Genomic DNA, 24,715 nt, shown 5'->3' with positions numbered 1-24,715 from the left:
TTCTCCTAATCTGCTTGGTAAATGGCATCAATAGCCACTTTTGCTGCTTCATAATTGCCTAGGTAATCCTCCGCTAGATAAACTAAAGGAATGGTCGTTAAGTATAGCTCCCTCATCTGATCCAAATGCTGGGAAAAACTGTAGCGAATGTGGTCTTCTGCCATGGTCATATCTCTAAATCCGTCATTGACATAGGAACCGACAGGTTGCACGAAGAGAATCAAGTCCCATTTTTCCTTAGCCAAGATTGAAACAAAGAGATTGTCAAAGGTTTCTCCTGATAAGTCCCCTTGATCCTCAGTCTCCATGTAATAGTCATAGTAGCCCTTGGTTACCAAGGAGTTGGTATCGGCTATCACTAGACCTCGATTGGCATTGCTATCGATTAGCTTTGAGGTCTGGTCATACTGCCCTAAAAGGAGATAGTAGTAATCCTTTGGAGTCAATTCATCGTCGCGGACATTGTTTTTGATCTGGTACTCACGCGCGTATTCCAGACTGACCGGCGCATCGTAATACCTTGCCAAATCCTTGGCTAGAGTAGTCTTCCCATTGCTGGCACTTCCCATAATCAACACTTTCTTTGTAAACTGACGACGGAAGGGTTGAGCAATGTATTTCCAATATTTGCTTGGATTTTCTCGAATCATAGTCGCTGAAATACCAAATTTTCTTTCTTGCAAGACAGTCTCAAATCCACGTTTAGATAGCTCTTTCTGGTAGTCTTCTTCTCCTACAAAGAAGATCAGCTCTTGCTGGTTTTCATCGTAGGAAATCTCCGCTAACATCTGGTCCAACCACTCCTGCCAGCCCATAGGGTAACGGGGAAGGTTGGTCTCATCCAGCTTACAGACAGAGGTCAACTCATCGTCACGAAAAGCTTCTCGGATATAGCGAAATCGTTTTTGAAGAGTTAAGCCTACCTGCTCACCTCGGTCTCCTTCGTAGCCTGAAACGACTACCCAGACCTGGTCACACTGACGCTTCGCTCGCTGGATTAGATCGATATGACCCTGATGAAGAGGGGCAAAGGTTCCAAATACGACTGCTGTTTTCTTTTTCATAAACGTTTTGCCTTTTTATAATTTTTGATATTTTTATTTTATATGTTTTTATTATATACTATATTTTTGTTTTGTCAATAGTTTTTTATTATTTTTTATAAAAAGGTTTCAAAAAAAGAGAAGGCCATCTTTATACTGCCCCTCAAAAGTTGGACATAAAAACTCTAACTTTTGCGGTTCACTAGCCTTCTCTTTTTATATCTTAGATTCATCTCTATATGAAATGATTTATAATTATTAGATACCAATTATAAGTAAAATCTTTGGAATCTTCAATGGTTAACCAATCAAATGCTAAATATCGAAAGTGGATATTTTTAAAAAACTGAATCATTATTTTCTTCTTTTCATCGCGATGAATGAAGTTCCAATCAAACCAAGGAGACCAATGATCTCAAGAACTAGATTAGACGCTACTCCTGTAGATGGCAATTTCTTCTCAGTTGCTGATGTAGAATTTCCTTTTGCTACTGTTTCATTTTCAGTAGCCAGTGATTTACGATTAACTTCTTTATTCTGGAATTTTCCAGTTTGGCTCTCTCCTATCTGTGTTTGACTATCTTGGATAGACGGCTTAGTCTGCTTAGGTGTAGTGACATTTTGATTCTTAGAAAGTGTCTTAATCGCAAACAAACTGAAGTGGCTCGTTTTAAAGACAACTTGCCCATTTTCAACTTTAGAAGGAATGCGTTCAAGGTCGCCATTTTCCTTTACGTGATAGACGTGAACATCTGAGCCAGTCTGCCCAAGCGCGAGCCGAACAGTTCGCTCTCCATTGACATGGGTTTCCTTGCCTCCTTTAGAAAGAGATAAGTCAAACACACGAACTGTTCCTCCTCCTGTTTTACGAGCAATTTTATCAGCCAACTCTTTCGTCGTTACTTCCTTGAGATGTAACTTATCAGCATCTGTAGGTTTATCAAATACTACTGAAACTTTCGTCTTGCCATCTGCTGCTGTAAAGATTTTATGTGTCTTTGGTTGTGCCGGTGTGTGTGGTTTCTTGCCTTCTGGTTGAGGACTTGGTTGCATACCCGGTTTTGGAGCAGATGGCTTCTGATTTTCAGTACCGGGTTGTGCCGGCGTGTGTGGTTTCTTGCCTTCTGGTTGAGGACTTGGTTGCATACCTGGTTTTGGAGCAGATGGCTTCTTATCCTCAGTACCGGGGTGTGCCGGTGTGTGTGGTTTCTTGCCTTCTGGTTGAGGACTTGGTTGCATACCTGGTTTTGGAGCAGATGGCTTCTTATCCTCAGTACCGGGGTGTGCCGGTGTGTGTGGTTTCTTACCTTTTAACTTAGCTCCATCTGGGACTGTCTTCATTTCTTCTTCAAGCTGACTGATAGCCCTCTGAAGTTCCACAATCTGCTGAATCTTATTAAAGGATGGAAGAAATTCGTCCTTAAAGTAATCCGCTAGATATTTTCCTTCTAAGGTAGCGTAATTCTTATTCCATGTTTGCTTGATACCTGATTCAAATTCTTTTTCTAGACTAGGAATTTTTGCGTATTTTTCTCGATACAAAGCGACTTGTCTTGTCATCTTTTCGATTTGTGCATGGATTTGATAATAGATAAAGTCATCTATAAACGTTTGGAGAGTTTTGGCAGTGTATGAACCTTTTTCTAACTGCTCTCTAAATGCTTTTATTTTATCAGGAGCAATCTTTTTAGAATCATCCCAAATATCTTTTTTCTGCACCTTATAATCACTGTTATTTTCTGGTAACTCTGGATAGTTATTCACTTCAGCCAAAGCTTGCTCTAGTTTTTTTAGCTCTTCCTTAGCCTTATTCTTCAAAGATTCTATCTCTTTCGTTTCTTCAGTCGGTGTCTGAGATTTCCCATCTTTAGTTGGAGGAATATGACCTTCCATATCAGGCTTTCTTTGAGGCTCAGTTGGTTTCGTTAACCCTTTTTTGAATTCCTCCACAGTAGCATTTAGCTCTGACTTCGCTGTTTCTAGAATCCGATTTAGTTCCTCTTTTGTTTGAGCTTTAGAAAGCTCTGATCTATATTTATTTACAATTCCTAAGGCATTTTTAATTAATTCATCAAATTTAGACTCATACTCAGATTTCAGATCTTTTTTAGTTCTATCCAACAGCTCACTCATGTGATTAGAAAGCGATAGATTAGCTTCTGAAATTTGTTTAGCTAAATCTTGCTGATCAGTCTCCTTAGCACTTCGTTTGTCTCTCGGTTTCGTTGTCTCTTTATTGCCATTAGATGACTTGAGTTTTGCAATCTCATCAAGAAGACTGTGTTTAGCCTTCAGCACCTCTTCATTTTTCGCGGCCTGATCGAGTTGCTGAAGCGCCTTTTTTTCCAACTTGCGTAACTGTTTGATTGTGGCATCCTCGTTTGCTTCTTCTTTGTTTAGTTTTTTCTCCTTTATGTTTTCGTCCACTTGTTGATTGACGTAGTTTTGAATTTCTTTTTCAACGTAAGCTTTGTAAGATTTGAATAACTTACCTAGATCAGCAATAACTTCTTGTTTAATCGTTTGGAGTGATTTATCCGACTCGTTCTTAAAATCATTTACAATTCGCTCTTTGATTTTATTGATTTCGCCTACTAAAGAACTTTTATCCTCTTCAGTGATACCTTTTGTAGTTGCCATATCGCTAATCAATTTCTTTTGATGGTCGAGTTCTTCATTGATTTTTTTGAAAGTATCTTCCAGCTCTCTATGACTATTCTCCAATTCTCCCTCAATCTCTTTTATCAAGGAATCTTTCCGCTCATTTGGTAGAGTACCTTTTCTGATTTCTTCTTTTAAACGTTTTTGAATTTCAGCGACCGCACCTGTGTTCTCTTTTGTAGAAGTATCGTAAGACTGTTCCGAGCTCTCCTTAGTCGGAGGAACTACCTTATTTTCATCTTTCGATTGATTTTCTTTTTCCTTCCTTTCTTGTTCCATATGCTGCTTTTCATGGTGTTTTAGTAAGTCTAGGTGAAAATCATTATCTATCGAAAGCAAGCTTTCTGTATCATTCGCCTGTTCGATTTTCTGCTGATATGCTGCTTTTTTATCTGTAGGAAGGTCACTTTCCGCTAGCTCTTTTATTAATTTTTCTTTTGCATCTTTCAAAGTTTCTCTAGCTGGTTCTGTTTTTTTACTATTTTCAGAAGAAGTTTCTTTGTTTTCTCCTGCCTTACTCTTAGATGAAGTTTGCTCAGTGACCTTGGCACTATTTGTGGATGCACTAGAGCTTATCTCACCAGCATGAGCAACACTCCCCATAAAGAAGCTAGCTACTAGTACACTAGCTACTCCTACACTAAATTTACGAATGGAATAACGCATTCTTCGTTCATGATTTGATTTAAACATATCTATATCCTCCATGATTTTAATTAACTACAGTATATCCTGCTAATATGAATTGTATATGAAATTTGCTATATTATTTTCGCTATCCTTTCATTCTTCCATTAGGAATGATAACTTCTTGCAGTAATTTCTCTTCTTCTGCTATTCTTTGATAAAGAATAACCGCATAGACAGGAAAAATAAAGATAAAAGTTACGTAAGCATGACTCACCAAAGCTAAACCAACTAACTCAGGAAGAATATTCAAAAAGTAATTGGGATGTTTCACAATTCGAAAGAGAGGATGATCTACATATTTGTGATTATTGACAAGCATTAGCTTTACTGTCCAAATATCTCCCAACAAGTGAATCACCAACATCAACATCAGCATAGAAAAAATAAGCAAGACTAAACCAACCATGCTTATGCCATCAAACCTTGTCTTATGTACCATTGCTTCAACAAAGCAAGAGAGATAGAAAACAATATGAGCCATCGTTAATCGTTTTGTATTCTCAACTCCAAATTCTTTCCCGCCCTTGCTAAGGATTCGTTTTTCATTCTCCATTGAACGTTTTAAAAAAATCAATCGAACGAGGAAGGTTACTAAAATAATCGCTAATACCATACCAGTATCCTTTCTTTTTTCTATATTTAAAATAATATTCTCATGTTAAACCTATGTGAACTTTAACAAAAAAGAACGGAGAGATTTTCGTTCTTTTGCTTTATACAACTAATCTGCTTGCAAGCAAATTTTAAATTCCATTCCTTGTTCATAAGGGAGAAAACTATAGGACATTTGATAACTTTCTAGGATGTTATTCACGATATAAAGTCCTAAACCAGACCCTTCAGACTTGTCTGTGACAACTTGAGAGTGGTAAAAAATATCAAACAAATGATTCAACTCTTCTTGATTAAGAGGTTGGCAGGTATTTTTGATAGAAAGATAGCCATCTTGCTCGGATATGGTTACGCGCCCATTTTTATCTGAATATTTAATTGCATTACTAATCAGGTTTGTCAAAACCTTATCCAATGCCTTGAGACTCATGACGACCCTAGTAGCATCTGTCAATTGATTTTCAATTTCTATTCCTCTTGAGCGTGCTAATTCCTGATAGCGAGATAAAATATCCGTCAAAATAGTCTGGACTATCAAGGTCTCGCTACACTCTGTCCACTCTTGGAACTTAGAGGACTCCAAAACTTCTTCGAGCAAGTGGCTCATTTGATCAATTTGATCGATACTCTTTGCTATATACTTAGGGTGGTCTTTATAATCCCCAATATTGTACTGCATATTCTCTAGAATAATTCGAAGACTGGCTAAAGGAGTTTTCAACTCATGTGACGCTCCACGAACAAAAGAAACTTTCTGCTTTTGCAACCTGATAATCCGTTCATTTCTTCTTTCAGATTCATCAATGACTGTCAGCAAGTTTTCATACACATCATTGATTTGCTTTCCAACTTCCCCAACTTCATCCTTTCGCGTTTCATCAAAGTGAATATCATGATCCAACTCCTGCATCTTACCTGTAACTTTTGAGATATAAAAGAGAGGCTCCAATAAACGTTTCGTATAGAAGTAGGAAAAGAGAAAGGCAAATACAAGCGTTGCTAAAAAGGTATACGGGAGATAGAGAAGCATAATCCGTGTTGCCTCTTTATAAATATCCACACCTTGAATAAATTGAATGATTACCTTTTTACCATCAGCTGTCGTAATCTGACGGTCAATCGTTACGATATAGTTAGTGGGACTGCCTTCCTTTATTTCCAAGTCGTGCACAAGGGAAATTCTCTTATCCAGTACGTCATCTTTCAAATGGGCAGAGATGCGAAGAGATTTCGAATAGGACTCCAGCAAACTAGGCAGTTCATGAAAATTTTTGCCTTCTAAGTACTTGCTCATAATAGTAGCACTCTCATTAAACTTCTCACCCTCTTGCTGAATGTAATAAAAAGGAAAGGTCAGATAGATGGCAATGTGGATGACCAAAGCAATTGCACCTAAAAGCGAAAAACTTCTTAAAAATGATTTGGTTAATAATTTGGGGTTTTTTATCATAAGCTAATTTTATATCCGGCATTTTTCACTGTTACAATACAATCCAGATCCAACTTCTTACGAAGATTTCGAATGTAAACATCAACTACTCTATCAAGAGGCAAATCTGCAAAATCATTTGAGATAGACTCGAGTATCTGCTCTCTACTCAAGACCTGGTTCTTATGTTGGATTAAACATTTTAAAACCAACAATTCTTTCGGCTTAATTGCAACCTCCTCGTTCTTGACTCGAGCTTGGTAGGATGTGAAATCCACTGTCACATCTTGATAATGCCAAATATCCTCCACAACATAGTAACGCCTAAGCAAGGCTTGAATCCGTTTGACTAGGAGCACCAGTGAAAATGGTTTCGTCACATGATCATCAGCATAAAGGTCAAATACCTGCATCTGAGTTTCCTCATCTCCGAGCGCACTTAAGACGATTACAGGAATATCATGATTTCCATTAATTCCTTTTAACACCTCAAATCCACTCCGCTTCGGTAACATCAGATCCAAGACCATCAGATGAATAGGGAACTCATGAAATTTCTCCAAAGCCTCCTGTCCATCCTTTGCTAGAATGACATGATAGCCTTCTTCTCTCAAAAAAGCAGCTACTCCCTCTCTAATCATATCCTCATCATCTACAACTAAAATGTTCATCTATTTCCCTTCTTAACCTATCTAAAATTCACTCTTTGGCTAGGTTTACATTATTTTCATTTCATACGCAAAAAAAGAAACAGGGCTCTATTGAAATGGTGGAAATTTCAGGAAACTCTGCTCTTTTTCATTCTATACAAATCTTAATATCTATTTATTCTTATTATAACCAATATTTACATATTGTCAACTTATTTCCTTTAGTTTTATAAAAATAAATACAAAAAGAATCAGGATCACTCCTGATTCTCCATTTTTAAGCAATATCAAATTTTAATTGACCTGCTTTGACACCAATCTTGAGAGTCTTGCCTGCCACTAATTCTCCCTTAAGAAGAAGTTCTGCCAACTTGTCTTCCACTTCGGTTTGCAGTGTTCTGCGAAGTGGACGGGCTCCCATTTCTGGATCATAACCTTGGCTTGCTAGTAACTTCAACGCTGAAGCTTGCAGTTTCAAGTCGATGCCTTTCTCTGCTAGGCTGGCAATCAATGGTTTCACCATGATCTTGACAATTTCCTGCATGTGTTCGCTGTCCAAACTATGGAAGACCACCTTCTCATCAATACGGTTGATAAACTCAGGTCGATAAGCTTTTTTCAACTCTTCGAAGATTCGTTTTTCCATATTTTCCTGATCAAAACGAATGTCCTTGGCCCCAAAACCGACAGTCTTGTCATCACGAAGGGCTGTCGCACCAAGATTTGACGTCATGATGATAATGGTATTTGAAAAGTCAACCTTGCGACCCTTGCTATCTGTCAAGATACCGTCGTCCAAGACTTGCAAGAGGACATTAAAGATATCTGGGTGGGCCTTCTCTACCTCGTCAAAGAGAAGCACTGAGTAAGGTTTATTGCGGACCTTCTCTGTCAATTCCCCACCTTCTTCGTAGCCCACATAGCCCGGAGGAGCTCCATTAAGACGGCTGGCTGCAAATTTCTCCATATACTCACTCATATCAAAGCGGATAAGGGCTGATTCGTCATCAAAGAGAACTTCTGCCAAAGCCTTTGCCAATTCGGTCTTCCCGACACCCGTCGGTCCTAGGAACATAAAGGAACCAATCGGACGCTTGTGGCTGCGAATTCCTGATTGGTTGCGGCGAATAGCTCGGCTAATACTTGAAACAGCTTGATCTTGGCCGATGACACGTTTGTGTAGTTCAGCTTCGAGGTTAAGGTATTTCTTAGCATCTGTTTGCGTCAGCTTTTGGACTGGGATCCCTGACAAGCGGCTCAAGGTAGTCAAGATCTCAGTCTCTGTCACCAAGTCCTTATAAACTGGCAATTTTTGTTCTTTTGCGATTAGCTGACCTGCTTGTTTCCACTTGCCATCCATCAAGGCCTTGTCAGCTGGACTCAAGTCGGATTCGTCCATTCTCACATGTTTGGATTTGTTTTGCACTGTTGCTGCCGCCTCATCCAAGAGGTCGATAGCAGAGTCTGGCAAGTGACGACTAGTCAAGTAACGATGCGCCATCTTAACGGCTGTTTCGACAGCTTCATCTGTGATTTGCACACGGTGGTGTTTCTCATAGGTAGCCTTCAAACCTTGCAAAATAGTCATGCTGTCAGCTAAACTTGGCTCTTCAATCGTCACTTTTGCAAAACGACGAGAAAGGGCAGCATCTTTTTCGATGTGTTTTTGGTATTCTTCCTGAGTGGTTGCACCAACCGTTCTCAACGTTCCACGTGCCAAGGCTGGCTTCAAAATATTGGCCGCATCCAGAGTCGAATCAATACCGCTACCAGAACCCATGATGGTGTGGAGTTCATCGATAAAGAGGATCACTTTGCCATCTTCCTCGATATCCTTGATGATGTTGTTCATACGCTCTTCAAAGTCACCACGGAAACGTGTCCCTGCAACGACATTCATCAAATCAAGCTCTAGAACACGCATCTTTGCCATTTCCGCAGGTACATCCCCACTAGCAATACGCTGAGCAAGTCCAAGTGCTAAAGCTGTTTTCCCGACACCAGCATCTCCAACCAAGACAGGATTGTTCTTGGTTTTACGGCTCAAGATTTGAATCATACGTGAGATTTCCTTGTCTCGACCGATAACTGGCTCTAACTTGCCAGAACGCGCTTGCTCCGTCAGGTCATGCGTGTAGTCCTCTAGACCGCCACTTTGAGCTTGAGGCATGCCCATCATATTGGCCATGGAATTTTGCTTGTCAGTTACTGTGCGATGACGTTGACGCAAAGCCTTAAGGTCTTCACGAGTCCACCCTGCACGCTCTTCTAGATTGCGACGAAGAGCAGCAATTCTGACCTGATCTTTCTGGTCTTCATAAGAAAAGCCTGCTCTCTCCAAGATGCGAGTTGCCAAGGCATTACCATCATGTAAAATCGCATAGAGGACATGCTCTGTCCCTAGCACCTTTGCATGGACCACTGAGGCCACATACTCTGCTTCTGCAAAGAGAACCTCTAAACGATGGGAAAAGGGCAATTCCGTAATGGTTTCGTCTTGGCTATAGTCCGTTTCAGTTAGTTCTAAAGCAACCTCTTCTAAACGGTCCATTTCATAAGGATAATCATTTAGAGTTGCACCTGCCACACTGTAACTGTGATTGGACATGGCAATCAATAAATGCCAAGACTCTAGATAACGAGCTCCAAAATGGCCCGCAACCATGTAGGCACTTTCGATACATTCATTCAATGCTTTTGAATAGTTCATCTTACTTCTCTTTTCTATCTACCTCTTGTAATAGCTGTCGGAGCATATTGGCACGGACAACTGAGGATTCTTCCCCTAGGACACGATCTGTTGCTACAGAAGTCAGCAAGGTCATTTCCTGCTTGGTCATCAAGCCCTGCTCCACCAAAAGCTGGAGAATATCCTCATAGATCTCCTGACTAACTCGTTCACCAATCGAGTAAAGCAAATCGCGGAGCATCTCATGATGACTGGAAAACTCAATCCGCCCTATGCGAATGTAGCCTCCACCACCACGCTTGCTCTCAACCAAGTAACCTCTGCTTTCAGTAAAACGTGTCTTGATGACATAGTTGATCTGACTTGGCACAACCTGAAAGGTATCCGCCAACTGACTCCGCTGCAATTCCACGATACCAGACTGGTCTAAAATCGCCTTGATATAGGCTTCGATATGATCTGATGTATTTTTAAATCTCATAGTAAATCAAACTCCTTCTTTGAACCTTGACTATCTTTGACTATTATACCGAAATTTTCTCATTTTTAAAAGAAAAAGGGCGCTGATAAAGGATAATCTTCACCAACTCCCTATTTTTCTACTTATCTAATCCCAATTCTGCTAATATTTGTCGTTTGTAGGCAATTTTTTGGACGTCCTTGTCCTCGTCTTCAGACCAATCTAGTTTAATTTCTGAAACAATCTGCCCAGGGCGATTGTTCAAAATATAGATGCGGTCGCTGAGATTGAGGGCCTCCTCAATACTATGTGTGATGATCAAGGTCGTCAACTGCAACTGCTTATGAATCTCAAGGTACCAAGAGTGGAGTTCCATCTTTGTCATCTCATCCAAAGCGCTAAAAGCCTCGTCAAGAAGAAAGAGCTTGTGCCCAAAAAGATGGGTCCGGAGCAGGGCTACACGCTGACGCATCCCGCCACTGAGTTCATGAGGATACTTGTCCCGTACAGCTGTCAACTGGAAAGTCGCAAGAATTTCTTCCGCTCGGGAAATAGCTTCGGCCTTATCAACCTTTTGAATCAAGAGGGGCAAAATGATATTACCAAGCACCGTCTTGTGCTCCAAGAGGAGATCCTTTTGCAACATATAACTCACGCGCCCCTTGGGATTTTCCTCTCCGTCAAGGACAATTCTACCTGACTGGACTTCTAAAATCCCAGCGATTAGGTTAAAGAGGGTGGTCTTTCCAACACCACTAGGTCCCAGGATAGAAACTACTTCACCTGAAGTCACCTGCAGGTTGATATCCTCTAAAATCTTTTCATCGCCATAGGCATAGCTTACGTGTTCGAGTCTAATTTCTGTCATTATTTTACAAATTCGTTAGTGAAGCCTTTGTCTGTCAAGTCTTCTTTAAGGATACCATTTTCTTTATCCCATTTGTAGAAGGCATTCCAGCGAGCTGCGTCAAATTGTCCCCATTTTTCCTTGTCGCTTGCGTATTCTTTTGACAAGTATTTTTGCGATTCGATGACAAAGTCACGTTTTTCCTTAAGTTCAGGGGCATTCTTGATAAGAATATCCGCAGCTTCTTCTGGATGTTCCATAGCATATTGGTAGCCTTTTTTGATGGCTTGGATAACTTTACGAGCTTCTTCTTTGTTGTCTTTGAGATAGTCGTTGTTTGCAATGATAACTGGTGAGTAGTAGTCAAATTCCTTGACATAGTCTTTCAAGTACATGAAGTTGGCATCTACACCTTGAGATTTGGCAAGGATACCATCCCAACCGTAGTAAATCCAAGCAGTGTCAAAAACGCCATTGGCAATTGGTGTGATGGAGTTTGAGTCGTTGTTTGGTACTTTTTCGACCTTCTCAAAGTCTCCACCTTGCGATTCTACCAAGGTTTTCAACATAGCCAGTTCCGTTGGGTCATTCCAAGTACCGTATTTCTTACCAACCAAGTCCTTTGGACTAGTTACATTGTCAGATTTACGTGAGATGATACCTGATGTATTGTGCTCAACGATAGCGGCAACGGCAGTAATCCCTGCGCCTTTTTCCAATTTCTTAGCCATGTAGTCTTGGAAATAGATAGCAAATGGTGCCTTGCCATTGATTACCAAGTCAGATGAGCTTTCTTCTGGTGGCAATTTCAAATCAACATCCACTCCAGCTTCTTTGAAATAACCTTTTTCCTTGGCAACATAAAGCCCTGTGTGGTTAGTATTTGGCGTCCAGTCTAGGATAAAGTCAATCTTCTTAACTTCTGCTTCTTTGTTGTCCTTAGAAGCAGTCCCTTGACCACAAGCCACCAGCACGACAGCCACAAAAGCTGTTACAAGCGTTAAAAACACTTTCCATGTTTTCTTCATTTTATTTCCTCTTTTCTTTTTACAAAATGCTTCTTTTAAGTACGTTTCCATTTAATCACATATTTTTCACTAATATCGACCAACTTCATACCGAGAAGGCTGATAATCGACACCAGAATAATAATGGCAAACATGGTATCATACTGAAACAGTTTTTTAGACTGAATCATATAAACACCAAGTCCTTCAAAACCTCCCAACCACTCAGACACCACAGTTGTGATAAAGGCGTAGGAGACACTGACTCTCAGACCTGCATAAAAGTAAGGCAGGCTGACTGGGATTTTAAAATGCCAAAGGATTTGCCAAGGCTTGGCCCGCATCAGACTAAACAAGGTCAGCATATCCTTGTCACAATGCCTAAATCCATCCAAAATACTAACGATGATAGGGAAGGTTGTCGTCAGGATTATCAAGACAATCTTGGGTAAAATCCCATAGCCCAGCCACAAGACCAGGATAGGCGCTATGGCAATGGTCGGAATGGTCTGAACAACCACCATCATAGGGTAGATAAGATCATTGAGCCAAGTCAAACTGTCCATGAGCACCGCCATGAGACAGGCAATCAAGACACCTAAAACTAGACCTAGCAAAGCCACTCTCAAGGTCGCCCAGCTATGGTACCAGAGAAATTCTCTGTCACGAATAAAGGACTGGAGGATCTCAAGAGGAGTTGGCAGGATAAACTTGGGTAAAAGTTTGAATACTCCTGCTAACTGCCAGATTGACAAGACTCCTAGAAAACCCAACAGACTAATGTGTCGTCTCAGTATACTTTTCAAGTTTGTCATCGATGCCTAAAATCTCTCCTATATTTATTTTGACATTGGCAAAGACATTATCTGCCTCCTGCCCGGCCACTTCAAGCGCTTCTTTGAGAATGCGCATGAGCTCATCCAACTCCCCTTCCAAGACCGTTTCAAATGGTGTCACCACCATGGTCACGGACTGAGCTTGCAGATAAGCAATCACTTGATCGATAATAGCAATTCGATCAATCCCCTGTGATAGGGGCAAGACTTGCAAGGCAATGCTTGCTTTCATAAAAACCTCCTCTTCTCAGTTTTTCTTTTTGACAAAAAGAAAAACCTTTACCATATATGGAAAAGGTGCAGAATTCGGCTAAGTATCGTTCCCTACGCTGGCATTACCCAGATCAGGTGCGGTCGAAGTTTAACACTTCCTCTCAGACTGTACACAGACTCCCATATCTTATATGGACATATAGTAACGCAAATACAAGGAAAAGTCAAGGAAACTGCTTACAGAAAACCATGAAAAAGAGCTTGAAGGCAAATGCTTCAAACTCTTTCATAACTTTCTTATTTAGCCTCGTACCAGGTTGCCCCTTCATTTTCATCTGCAATGAGTGGAACACTGAGTTGGATGGCTTCTTCCATGGTTTGTTTCACTAGTACTTTAACAGCTGCTAGTTCTGATTTCGGAACTTCAAGGACGATTTCATCATGCACTTGCAAGAGCATCTTGGTCTGATAACCACCCTCAACTAGAGCTTTGTCTAGCTGGATCATAGCAATCTTGAGGATATCTGCTGCCGAACCCTGAATAGGGGAGTTAATGGCAGTTCGCTCTGCAAAACCACGAATATTAAAGTTGCGCGAATTGATATCTAGTAGCTCTCGACGACGTTTGAAGAGGGTCTCTACATATCCCTTATCACGCGCTTCACGTACCACTTCTTCCATATAGTTTTTAATCCCAGGAAAACGCTCAAAGTAGGTATCAATGTAGGCTTTGGCCTTCTTACGACTAATACCAAGATTGTTCGCCAAACCAAAATCTGAAATCCCGTAAACCACTCCAAAGTTGACAGCCTTGGCATTGCGACGGTCGTTTGGCGTCACATCCTCAGGACGTTCAATTCCAAAGACACGCATAGCTGTCGAAGTATGGATATCTGCTCCCTCTTGGAAGGCCTTGATTAAGTGCTCATCCTTAGAGATATGCGCCAAAACGCGCAACTCAATCTGTGAATAGTCCGAGCTGAGCAGCACGCTATCCTCCCACTCTGGCACAAAAGCCTTACGAATGAGGCGACCTTGTTCCAAGCGAACAGGGATATTTTGCAAGTTTGGATCTACACTAGACAAACGCCCAGTCTGAGTCAAATCCTGCACATAGCGCGTGTGGATCTTGCCATCATCTAAAATCCAATCCTGCAAGCCAACCACGTAGGTGGATTGAATCTTAGCAATCTGACGGTAGTCTAGAATTTTCTTAACAATTGACGCAATAGGAGCCAGACGCTCTAGCACATCCACGGCTGTCGAGTAACCTGTCTTGGTTTTCTTGGTGTATTCTAGAGGAAGACCGAGTTTTTCAAAAAGAAGGACGCCCAACTGCTTAGGCGAGTTGATATTAAACTCCTCACCAGCCAGTTCGTAAATCTCTTGAGTGAGTTGCTCAATGACGACCTCATTTTCAGCTTGCATCTCAAGTAGGGTTTCTTTTTTGACCTTGATACCAGCGATTTCCATCTTGGCAAGGACAAAAGCCAGAGGTTGCTCCATGTCATAGAGAAGGTCTAACTGTCCATGTTCACTGAGTTTTTCAAGTAAAACAGGCTCAGTCTCAACCAATACAGCAACCTTGCGAGCCAAATGCTCCAAGAATTTCTCTCTCTCAGGGATAGCTTTCTTGACCCCCTTGCCGTAGAAGGTCTCATCATCGACTATGTAAGTCTGACCATAAAGATTCGCAATGGTTGAAATTTCATTATTCTCGACAGTAGAGAGGAGGTATTTGGCCAAGCGACTATCAAAAGCAGGGGCCTGCAGGTTCAAGTCCAAACGATTTAAAAGAACCTTCGCTTTCTTAAAATCATACACTTTTAGAGGTGTTTTTTCTAGAAAATCCTTGAGAATCGGCTCCTGCAAGAGCTCAAGTTTGTCTGTAGCGTAAAGTTTGTCCCCACAGGACCAGGCAAAACCAACCAAGTCATCTGTATGGTAATTCTCACCAAAAAGTTCAAAGTGGAAGATGGAGTCTGCGCTCAGCATATCCTCCTTCACTTGGTCAACGATAGTGAAGTCTAAACTCTCAGGCGCATCCGTCGACGAAACATTTAAAGCTTGTTTAAGCTGTTTGAAGCCCATCTCATCGTAGAATTTTCCGAGATTTTCCACATCTGGGCCATTATAGACCAAATCATCTAGTCCAATCTCAATTGGTGCCTGAGTCTCAATGGTCGCCAAGGTTTTAGACAAAAAGGCTTGTTCCTTGTCATTGATGAGATTTTCCTTCATCTTAGAAGCCTTCATCCCATCGATATTTTCATAAATACCCTCTAACGAACCGTGTTCTAGCAAGAGCTTGATACCCGTCTTTTCACCGATTTTCGTGACACCAGGGATATTATCAGACTTATCCCCCATAAGAGCCTTAAGATCAATAAACTGAGCTGGTGTTAGTCCCATCTTTTCCATGAGATAAGCTGGTGTAAAGGCCTCAAACTCAGCCACACCTTTCTTGGAAATCTCAACCACTGTGTGTTCATCCGTCAACTGGATCAAGTCCTTGTCCCCGCTGACAATGGTCACATCGAAGGAATCTTTCTCAGCCAAGCGACCAAGAGTCCCGATGATGTCATCCGCCTCATACTGGGGCAACTCATAATGGCGAATCCCAAGATGGTCTAGTAATTCACGAATGAAGGGAAATTGCTCACGAAACTCATCTGGAGTTTTAGCACGGCCACCCTTGTAGTCTGCATACATCTCTGTTCGGAAAGTCGTCTTACCTGCATCAAAAGCTACCAAAACATGGCTGGGTTCAACTCGCTCCAAGACATGATTCAACATAAGTTGAAATCCGTAAATTGCATTGGTATGAAGGCCATTAGCATTTTTAAATCGATCCAGTTGCTGATAGAGCGCAAAAAAAGCTCGAAAGGCAACAGAAGAGCCATCAATTAATAATAATTTTTTCTTGTCCATACACCCATTATAAAGGAAAGCAAGGAAAAATACCATCGGAAAGAATAGGCAAATGGTAGTGAAGCCCTCTTTTTTATATTCTTTCTAGATTCTAGCTCCATTACTATCCACTCGATAGCCATCTACAGTAGTATTCACTGCTAAAGCCCCTGAAGCATTGACGTAATAAGACTTTCCTCCTACCTGGAACCACTGGCTAGACTTCATAGCCCCTGAACTCTCCAAATAATACCATGTTCCATTTTCCTTGAGCCATCCCGTCTGCATCTCCCCTGATGCCTTTAGATAGTACCAATGCGAACTATCCTTCACCCAACCTGTTGACATGGTTCCATTGTCTTTAAAGTGATACCAACTGCCATTTATTTTCTTCCAACCAGTTGCGAGTTTCCCATTCTCTCGGTAATACCAACTCCCTCCTTCTTTTTTCCAGCCCTTTTCTGTATTGCTTAGCTCTGCATACTGCACATATCTTCTAGAACCGCTATAAGACAAATAACCAAGCCACTTATAACCATCCTTTTCAAGAACCTGATCATAACTCACACTCTCACCAGCATAATAGTAGTCAATAACTTGTCCTGTACTTGATGGTTGGTCCATAATAGGCGATTTCCCCGTGAATACTATTGTCCCACTAGACAGAAGCTCTGAGCTACGAGCATTCTCACCCGCACTATGGCTAGTGGATAAATCCCTGAAATGAATAAAACCTGTCATCGAACTAGCCTTGACCTTTCGACGGTTATACTTTTCTCGAACTCCATAATTATACTCTTCTATCTCAATCGTATCCCCTGATACATTTGATACCCAGGCCACGTGCCCATAATAACCTTCTGTCGACCAAGCAATAGCCCCAACTTCTGGCTTAGTATCCACACGATAACCTTCACGACGAGCACGATGCCCCCATTCATTCGCATTTCCGTAGGCAGGAGGAATCTCAAAGCCATTTACACTACTCAAACGAAAGGCCGCAAAAGACGTACACTGGCGAGAATACATCCGCCACTGATCGATTTCAACACTACCATTTTTGTAGTGAAGCGGATAGTCATCTCCACGCGCTACACTGTCGGCCTGAACCGATTCCCCACCAAACAAAAAAGTACTCGTAACGAACAAAGTAGCCAGCCCTACACCCAACTGAGTATATCTACTCTTCTTAACTCCTGATTTAAAAAACGTCATTCATTCTCCTTAGTGATATAAATTTCTGAGGTTACCCTCGTTTATACTATTCGGGAGAAAAAGAAAAAAGTGAGCAAAGCTCACTTCATTTTAGGATTCTTGGTCTAGATAGCGAATCAAGTTCTTCTCTGTCAAGATATCTGAGTAGGTGAAGGATTCAACATAGACATTGGCTTGTTTGTCACCCTCAACATCCCCAAATTCAACGATAAATAGAGATGGATAAACCTCAATTAACTTACCCAATCTATTTTTTTGGCGCTTACGACCATTTTCCAAAGTCATTTCAACGACTTGTCCCTCATGCGCCTTGATCTCTTCTTTGATTTTTTTCATCTTGGCTACATCTGTAAATGCATCTGACATCTTATGCCTCCCTCTTTGAGATACTTGAAAATTTATTGTATTCTTTTTGGAAAATCAATTCCACCGTTCCACGAGCTCCACTACGGTTTTTCTCGATGATAACCTCTACCTTGTTATTTGGAATTCCTTCCTCTTCTTCACCCGCACGATCATAGTAGTCGTCACGGTATAGAAAGGCTACAATATCCGCATCCTGCTCAATGGAACCCGATTCACGAATATCAGACAAGACTGGTCTCTTATCTTGACGCTGTTCCACTCCACGAGATAACTGACTGAGAGCAATGACTGGAACCTTTAGCTCCTTAGCTAGAATTTTCAACTGACGAGAAATTTCAGAGACTTCTTGTTGACGATTCTCACGACCAGTCCCTGTGATAAGCTGTAGGTAGTCGATCAAAATCAAACCTAAATTACCTGTTTCTTGAGCCAGTTTACGTGAGCGCGAACGAATTTCCGTGATCCGAATTCCTGGTGTGTCATCGATATAGATACTCGCGTTGGCTAGGTTCCCTTGAGCAATGGTATATTTTTGCCACTCTTCATCAGTCAATTGACCCGTACGAATAGAATGAGACTCCACCAGACCTTCTGCTGCCAACATACGGTCTACTAGGCTTTCTGCACCCATTTCCAGTGAAAAGATGGCAACCGTCTTGTCCAACTTAGTACCGATGTTCTGCGCAATATTCAAGGCAAAGGCTGTCTTACCAACCGCTGGACGCGCCGCTAGGATAATCAACTCCTCCTCATGGAGACCTGTCGTCATATGGTCCAAATCACGATAACCTGTTGCAATACCTGTGATATCCGTTGTTTGTTGAGAGCGAACTTCTAGATTCCCAAAGTTGATATTCAGAATATCTCGGATATTCTTGAAACCACTACGATTGGCGTTTTCGCTAACATCAATGAGTCCCTTTTCAGCTTGAGCAATGATTTCATCTGCAGGCTTAGACGCTTCATAGGCCTGGTTGACAGACTCTGTCAACTTGGAAATCAAGCGACGTAGCATAGCCTTTTCTGCAACGATTTTAGCATAATACTCCGCATTAGCTGAAGTTGGCACAGAGTTGACAATTTCAACAAGATAGGACAAGCCACCAATATTTTGGAGATCACCTTGGCTATCCAAAATCGTCCGTACTGTCGTCGCATCAATCGCTTCTCCACGATCCGACAAGTCTATCATCGCTTGGAAAATCAACCGATGAGCATACTTAAAGAAGTCAAGAGAATCAATGTATTCTCGGACAAAAACGAGCTTACTCTCATCTATAAAAATAGCCCCCAGAACAGATTGTTCGGCCAAAATATCCTGAGGTTGAACTCGCAGTTCCTCTACTTCTGCCATCCGACTTTCCTTCCTTTTACAATCTTGTCAAGAAGTTGTAAACTTAACCTTCTTTTACACGAAGATTGATGACACTTGTAACATCTTGATAGATCTTTACTGGTACATCAATCAAACCTACTGCTCGAATTGGTGCTTGCACTTGAATATTGCGTTTGTCAATCTTGATACCAAATTGCTTTTGCAATTCTTCTGCAATTTTCTTGTTAGTGATGGAGCCAAATGTACGGCCATCTGGTCCAACCTTTTCAACAAACTCTACAACCGTTTCTTCTGCTTCAAGCTTAGCCTTGATGGCTTTTGCTTCAGCAATCATTTCAGCATGAGCCTTTTCTTCTGATTTTTGTTTACCACGCAACTCGCCCACTGCTTGAGCAGTCGCTTCCTTGGCCAAATTCTTTTTAATCAGGAAGTTTTGAGCATAGCCAGTTGGCATTTCCTTGATTTCGCCCTTTTTTCCTTTTCCTTTAACATCTGCTAAAAAGATTACTTTCATTCTTCTTTCTCCTTTTCCTTTAGTTCATCCAAGATAAGTTGGGTCAATTTTTCTCCTGCTTCTGACAGACTCATATTCTCGATTTGTGCAGCAGCTAGATTAAAGTGACCACCGCCACCCAACTCTTCCATAATACGTTGCACATTGATTTTACTGCGGCTTCGAGCTGAGATAGAGATAAATCCTTGTGTATTTTTTGCTAGAACGAAACTAGCCTCAATACCAGACATAGCCAACATAGCATCGGCAGCCTTACTGATGACAACCGTATCATAAGTAGTTGAGTCCTTAGCTTGGGCAATCAAGATATCTGACCCCAACTTACGACCTTGTAAAATGAGTTCATTTACCTCACGGTACTCTTCAAAATCTGTCGCAGCAATCTCCTGGATAGCAATACTGTCACTTCCCCGTGTTCTCAGATAGCTAGCCACATCAAAGGTTCGACTCGTTACGCGAGATGTAAAGTTCTTGGTATCCAACATCATTCCAGCCATCAGTACGCTAGCCTGCATACGACTCAAACGATTTTTCTTAGAATTTTGGAACTGAATCAATTCTGTGACCAGCTCACTCGCACTACTTGCTCCACTTTCAATATAGGTGATGACTGCATTCTCAGGGAAATCCTGATCACGTCTATGATGGTCAATAACAATAGTTTGAGTAAACAAATCATAAAAATCTTTCGATAAGGTCAAAGCCGTCTTTGAGTGATCCACTAAAATCAATAACGAACGGCTTGTAACTAGCTTCATCGCATCTGTAAGAGATAAGAGTTTCGTAGTATCTTCCTTCTTTAAGAACTGGATAGCACGCTCGATATCTGCTGACATTTTATCTGCATCATAGACAGCATAACTGTTTTCAATAATATTACTTGCAAACAACTGCATACCGACAGCAGAGCCCAAGGCATCCATATCTAGATTTTTATGACCGACTACAAAAACCTGGTCAACACTTCGAATCTTATCAGAAATGGCTGTCATCATGGCTCTCGTACGTGTACGAGTACGTTTGATAGACGCAGCAGTTCCTCCACCGAAGTAGACTGGATTCTTGGTCTCATCATTTTCCTTGACCACCACCTGGTCACCACCGCGAACTTCTGCTAAGTTCAAGTTGAGCAAGGCAATTTTCCCTATCTCTTCATGATTTCCATCACCATAAGAAAATCCCATACTTAAAGTTAGGGCTAGCTGCCTCTGTTTTGATTCTTCTCGGAAAGTATCAATAACAGAGAATTTATCATTCATCAATTCCTCGAGTACTGTATAATCTGTGAATAAATAAAAACGATCCATCCCCACACGGCGAGAAAACATAGCATACTTACTAGCAAATTCTGAAACAAAATTAGCTACAAAGCTATTGATATGGCTGATATCAGAGTCGGACGTCGCATCCTCCAAATCATCGTAATTATCCACTGAGATGACCCCAATGACTGGACGGCTAGTTACCAATTCGACAGTTGCCTCGTACTCCCCAGAAACATCAAAAAAATACAAAACGCCTGAAGCCTTGTCCATATGGACAGCATATCGTGTTTCGCCCAAGGTAGCATACGAACCAGGATTCCCAACAGAAGCCTTGATGATGGTTTGAATTAACTCAACATCAATTTCCCCTTCTTCATTTGTCAAAATTAACTCAGCATAGGGATTAAACCATTCCACTTCGCCACTAGATAAGTCTAATTTCAGGACTCCCACCGGCATTTGATCAAGCAATGTGCTCAAGCTATTTTCGGCTTGGTGATTTACATATTGGATTTGTTCAATTTCGCTCTTTTCATACTGTTTTTTTTGCCATACAAATAAAAGCAGATAAAGCAGTACAAATAAAAACAAAACAGTGATTGTTACAGCAATATTATGTGAAAAAATAATCAGCAAAGTTAAGATTCCGAAAGTTGCAAGTCCTAGCAAGACCGCAGAAAACGGGATTAAATTATTTTTTTTCATTCTAAACCTCTTGCGCATTATTATATCACAAATGCCCTTAAAAAGCGACTTTTAAAGAGAAAGCACTGCTTTTATTATAGCAAGATGCTCTTAAAAACCATATATAAAAAAGGACAGCAAATGCCTCGCTCTCCTTTTTCCACATCAGTGCAGAATCTTCCACCTAGATTACATTATTCACCTAATCCTAGTCGAATGTCTTGTAAGCGCTCTTTCGCCTGTTTCACAATTGATTCTAAAATAGCCTTGCATGGCTTGATGTCTTTCACCAAACCCGCAATTTGTCCACTCATCATTGAACCATGAACAGTATCACCTTCATAGACAGCCTTAGATAGGGAACCGATCGTGATTTCTTCCAGTTCCTCTCGGTTTGTACCTTTCTGCTCTAATTCAATGTAGTGATCCGTCATCTCATTGCGAATACAACGAACTGGCGCTCCCGCAATGCGGCCTGTAACCGCAGTCGCTGTATCACTTGCCGCCAAAATAGCTTCTTTATAGGCTGGAGAAATTGGACATTCTTCTGAAGCAAGAAAAACTGTTCCCATTTGAACTCCTTGTGCCCCTAGGGCAATCGCAGCAGCAAGTCCACGACCATCTGCCACACCTCCTGCAGCAATGACTGGAATCGTCACCGCATCAACGATTTGTGGGATAAGAGCCATTGTATTGGTCTCTCCAATATGGCCACCAGCTTCTGAACCTTCAGCGATTACAGCATCAACTCCCAATTCTTGCATTTTTTGAGCATGCTTGACACTGGCAATAACTGGAATAACCTTGATTCCTGCTTCTTTCAAGTAAGGCATGATATGCTTAGGTGTTCCTGCACCTGTAGTTACCACCGGAACCTTTTCTTCGATGATAACAGTCACAATATCCTTGATGTTTTTCATCATCAACATGATGTTGACACCAAAAGGCTTATCTGTCAACTTTCTCAGTTCACGAATTTCTTCTCGTAATTGCTCTCCAGTCATACCACCTGAAGCAATAATTCCCAATCCTCCAGCTTCAGAAACAGCTGCTGCGAGTTGATAGTGCGAGATTTGAGCCATAGCCCCTTGGAAAATTGGATATTGAATCTGTAAAAGTTTTGTAATTGACATATGAGTCCTCCTTTTATTTTCTGTTGATTCTTGTTGGCAAATGGATGCATGATGCACCAATATCCCCGTCAACAAGAAAATGTTATATTTGTCTCCTCATATTCTGCTATCCTAAAAAATCTGGCTTACGATCCTGCTGATCTGTAAAAGGAATGAGCGGAGGGCGAGATCGTAAAACATAATCTACAAATTCCTTCCCTTCCTTATCGAACTCTGCTACTGCAAAAAATTGATCATGATAAAAGAAAAACTTGTAATGATTCTCAAAAGCCTGACGAAGCCATTTATCCTTTGCTAAAATTGATTTCATAGGATAATCATCAACTGCTGGAACCCAGAGAGGATTTCGATGAACATGTGTTAACATCAAGTCCCCCATATGGATCATCGTATCTTCACCTTGCTTCAATAAAACAATACTATGACCATTACTATGACCACTAGTACGAATCATTTGAATCTCAGGAATGACATTGATATACTCTGAGAAAGTCGTCACCTGATCTTGAATCGGTTCCCAGTTTTCTCTCAGATAAGTTCCCCGCGTTCGATCATTAGGGTTTCTCATCTCATACCACTCGACATCATTCACAATAATCTTGGCGTTTGGATACTTGGAAACCAGCTTCCCTTGATCATTCACATACGTCAAGCCACCAGAATGATCGTGGTGCATATGTGTCATCAGCACGATGTCAATGTCTTCAGGCGATAGTCCTAAAAGAGCCAAACTTTCTTCTACCCGACTTTCAGACAAGATTCCTAAGTTACGCCTTTGTTTATCGGATAATTTTGCTGTATCAAAACTTGCATCTATCAAGTAATTTTTACCCTTGTACTGGATCAAAATAGGATCCGTCAATTCTGCCATCATATTAGCATCATTTGTTGGGTAGTAACGAGACCACACAACTTTCGGAACCGGACCAAAAAGAGTCCCTGCATCCGTCAATTTATCGGCTCCACGTAGCCATATCAGTTTCATATCATGAAATTGATATTCCTGTAAGGTGAGTTCTGCCATGCTTTACTCCTTTATCCATTGGGCTGCTATTCTTTTACGAATCGAATCCCCAGATTTTCCATAGATTTCAATCGTTTTGGCATCCTTTAGATAACGGTCTATAGGGATGTCATCCAAGGTTTCAAGAGGTCCAATTAATCTAATAATTTCCTCAGAAATCTCAATTGCTACTTTTGTAGTATAAAGTTTTATCTGAGATACAAAGAGAGAATCCGCCTTCATCCTATCCTTGTAGGAGGCAAAGTAAGATTCAGCTGCACACAGCTTAGTATACAAGTCTGCAAATTGATGTTGATAGACTGTCGCATCGATTAATCGTTTCCCAAATCCTCTTTTGACCTTTACAAAAGCCAGACCTTTTTCAAAAGCTCCCTCAGAGATACCAATAGAGATTGCGCTTAATCCTAGCTGTAATTTTTTGATAATATCATTTAACTGAGTTTCCCCATTTAAAGTCAATCCTAGCAGACTATCTTCTGGCAATATGACCTGGTCAAAAGTTACCGAATTCACAGGTAAACCCTGTAAACCAGGTTTTGCTATATCATCTCCAAAAGCAACCCCCGGTCGAGTCGTATCAACAATGAAAAATCCATATCCATCTTCTCCGTTAGTTTCCTGAACCTTGGCTAAGATTAACAAAATATCCGTATAGCGGCAATTTGATACAATTGACTTCTTCCCAGTTAAAGACCAACCTGCCTCTGTTTTCCTTGCGGTTGTTGCAATAACCTCCAAGCTTTCCATCAATTTTCCTTCGGAAAATCCCAAGCCAGCTAAGATTTCTCCCCTTACTAATGGTTCTACATAACGCGATTTTTGTTCCTGACTTCCATATCGTAAAATAGGATAGATACCATAACATGCCTGAGTTAGCAGAACAGCAGAAAAAGCAGGGAAATCTTTTGAAATCAAGCGAATAAAGGTCAAAAACTCGGTTCTCAAAACAGAATCTTGACTATCTAAAAGCAAGGAAAAGATATCAAATCGCTCAATAAACTGATAAAGCAATTCTCTAGGGAACTGTTGTTCATCCTCACGAGACTTGAAATAGTCCCGAATCAACACTTTCACGTCTGCCTTCAATTCTCGCGCCAGCACGTCATTATAGGTCATCGCATTCACCTCAGC

The 24,715-nt window shown here is 41.0% G+C and carries 20 protein-coding genes and 1 riboswitch; all 20 genes read right to left on the bottom strand.

Annotation, left to right across the window (positions count from 1 at the left end):
- Nucleotides 1-5: 5 nt before the first annotated feature.
- The gene (locus ACIY14_RS05900) at nt 6-1,064 is read right to left on the bottom strand and encodes an AAA family ATPase (RefSeq protein ID WP_409001901.1); all 1,059 of its coding nucleotides are present in this window, start codon (nt 1,062-1,064) and stop codon (nt 6-8) included.
- 333 nt (nt 1,065-1,397) lie between these two features.
- Nucleotides 1,398-4,397 carry a GAG-binding domain-containing protein gene (locus ACIY14_RS05895; RefSeq protein ID WP_409001900.1) on the bottom strand — a complete coding sequence of 1,000 codons (3,000 nt, stop codon included), beginning with the start codon at nt 4,395-4,397 and terminating at the stop codon, nt 1,398-1,400.
- An 82-nt stretch (nt 4,398-4,479) separates the two neighbouring features.
- Nucleotides 4,480-5,007: an isoprenylcysteine carboxyl methyltransferase family protein gene (locus tag ACIY14_RS05890; RefSeq protein ID WP_409001899.1), complete on the bottom strand. Its 528-nt coding sequence runs from the start codon at nt 5,005-5,007 to the stop codon at nt 4,480-4,482.
- 108 nt (nt 5,008-5,115) lie between these two features.
- Nucleotides 5,116-6,456, bottom strand: a complete 1,341-nt coding sequence (gene bgrS, locus ACIY14_RS05885) for a sensor histidine kinase BgrS (protein ID WP_409001897.1) — start codon at nt 6,454-6,456, stop codon at nt 5,116-5,118.
- Nucleotides 6,453-7,106: a response regulator transcription factor BgrR gene (gene bgrR / locus ACIY14_RS05880; RefSeq protein ID WP_409001896.1), complete on the bottom strand. Its 654-nt coding sequence runs from the start codon at nt 7,104-7,106 to the stop codon at nt 6,453-6,455. Before bgrR ends, bgrS begins: the two co-directional genes overlap by 4 nt.
- Before the next feature lie 256 nt (nt 7,107-7,362).
- Nucleotides 7,363-9,795: an ATP-dependent Clp protease ATP-binding subunit gene (locus ACIY14_RS05875; protein WP_409001895.1), complete on the bottom strand. Its 2,433-nt coding sequence runs from the start codon at nt 9,793-9,795 to the stop codon at nt 7,363-7,365.
- 1 nt (nt 9,796) lies between these two features.
- Entirely contained in the window at nt 9,797-10,255 is a 459-nt protein-coding gene (locus ACIY14_RS05870; protein ID WP_409001894.1) for a CtsR family transcriptional regulator, read from the bottom strand.
- A gap of 118 nt (nt 10,256-10,373) precedes the next feature.
- Complete coding sequence (locus ACIY14_RS05865; RefSeq protein WP_409001893.1) at nt 10,374-11,102, bottom strand: ABC transporter ATP-binding protein; 729 nt, start codon at nt 11,100-11,102, stop codon at nt 10,374-10,376.
- Nucleotides 11,102-12,109 (bottom strand): ABC transporter substrate-binding protein, encoded by a 1,008-nt coding sequence (locus tag ACIY14_RS05860; protein ID WP_409001892.1) that lies wholly within the window; start codon nt 12,107-12,109, stop codon nt 11,102-11,104. The genes ACIY14_RS05865 and ACIY14_RS05860 overlap by 1 nt, the downstream gene beginning before the upstream one ends.
- Nucleotides 12,110-12,144: 35 nt before the next feature.
- The gene (locus tag ACIY14_RS05855) at nt 12,145-12,903 is read right to left on the bottom strand and encodes an ABC transporter permease (RefSeq protein WP_409001891.1); all 759 of its coding nucleotides are present in this window, start codon (nt 12,901-12,903) and stop codon (nt 12,145-12,147) included.
- Nucleotides 12,866-13,156 (bottom strand): MTH1187 family thiamine-binding protein, encoded by a 291-nt coding sequence (locus ACIY14_RS05850; RefSeq protein WP_409001890.1) that lies wholly within the window; start codon nt 13,154-13,156, stop codon nt 12,866-12,868. Before ACIY14_RS05850 ends, ACIY14_RS05855 begins: the two co-directional genes overlap by 38 nt.
- 72 nt (nt 13,157-13,228) lie before the next feature.
- Nucleotides 13,229-13,331: riboswitch (TPP riboswitch) on the bottom strand.
- A 103-nt stretch (nt 13,332-13,434) separates the two neighbouring features.
- Nucleotides 13,435-16,068, bottom strand: a complete 2,634-nt coding sequence (polA, locus tag ACIY14_RS05845; RefSeq protein WP_409001889.1) for a DNA polymerase I — start codon at nt 16,066-16,068, stop codon at nt 13,435-13,437.
- Between the two features lie 84 nt (nt 16,069-16,152).
- The gene (locus tag ACIY14_RS05840; RefSeq protein WP_409001888.1) at nt 16,153-17,262 is read right to left on the bottom strand and encodes a CHAP domain-containing protein; all 1,110 of its coding nucleotides are present in this window, start codon (nt 17,260-17,262) and stop codon (nt 16,153-16,155) included.
- 90 nt (nt 17,263-17,352) lie between these two features.
- Entirely contained in the window at nt 17,353-17,628 is a 276-nt protein-coding gene (locus ACIY14_RS05835; protein WP_001278166.1) for a Veg family protein, read from the bottom strand.
- Between the two features lies 1 nt (nt 17,629).
- Complete coding sequence (gene dnaB / locus ACIY14_RS05830; RefSeq protein ID WP_409001887.1) at nt 17,630-18,982, bottom strand: replicative DNA helicase; 1,353 nt, start codon at nt 18,980-18,982, stop codon at nt 17,630-17,632.
- Nucleotides 18,983-19,025: 43 nt separating this feature from the next.
- A complete protein-coding gene (rplI, locus tag ACIY14_RS05825; RefSeq protein WP_000864201.1) occupies nt 19,026-19,478 on the bottom strand; it encodes a 50S ribosomal protein L9 in 453 nt (150 codons plus the stop codon).
- On the bottom strand, nt 19,475-21,448 hold the full coding sequence (locus tag ACIY14_RS05820) for a DHH family phosphoesterase (RefSeq protein WP_409001886.1): 1,974 nt from the start codon (nt 21,446-21,448) through the stop codon (nt 19,475-19,477). Before ACIY14_RS05820 ends, rplI begins: the two co-directional genes overlap by 4 nt.
- Nucleotides 21,449-21,621: 173 nt before the next feature.
- Entirely contained in the window at nt 21,622-22,602 is a 981-nt protein-coding gene (locus ACIY14_RS05815) for a nitronate monooxygenase (RefSeq protein ID WP_409001930.1), read from the bottom strand.
- 64 nt (nt 22,603-22,666) lie between these two features.
- Nucleotides 22,667-23,584, bottom strand: a complete 918-nt coding sequence (locus tag ACIY14_RS05810; protein ID WP_409001885.1) for an MBL fold metallo-hydrolase — start codon at nt 23,582-23,584, stop codon at nt 22,667-22,669.
- Between the two features lie 3 nt (nt 23,585-23,587).
- Complete coding sequence (locus ACIY14_RS05805; protein ID WP_409001884.1) at nt 23,588-24,700, bottom strand: acyl-CoA dehydrogenase family protein; 1,113 nt, start codon at nt 24,698-24,700, stop codon at nt 23,588-23,590.
- Nucleotides 24,701-24,715 lie beyond the last annotated feature (15 nt).

It is taken from the genome of Streptococcus sp. ST16 (assembly GCF_046098135.1).
In the GTDB taxonomy this organism is placed as follows: domain Bacteria; phylum Bacillota; class Bacilli; order Lactobacillales; family Streptococcaceae; genus Streptococcus.
The sequence above is the reverse complement of the archived record's forward strand: the minus strand, read 5'-3'. Positions and strand labels throughout refer to the sequence as shown.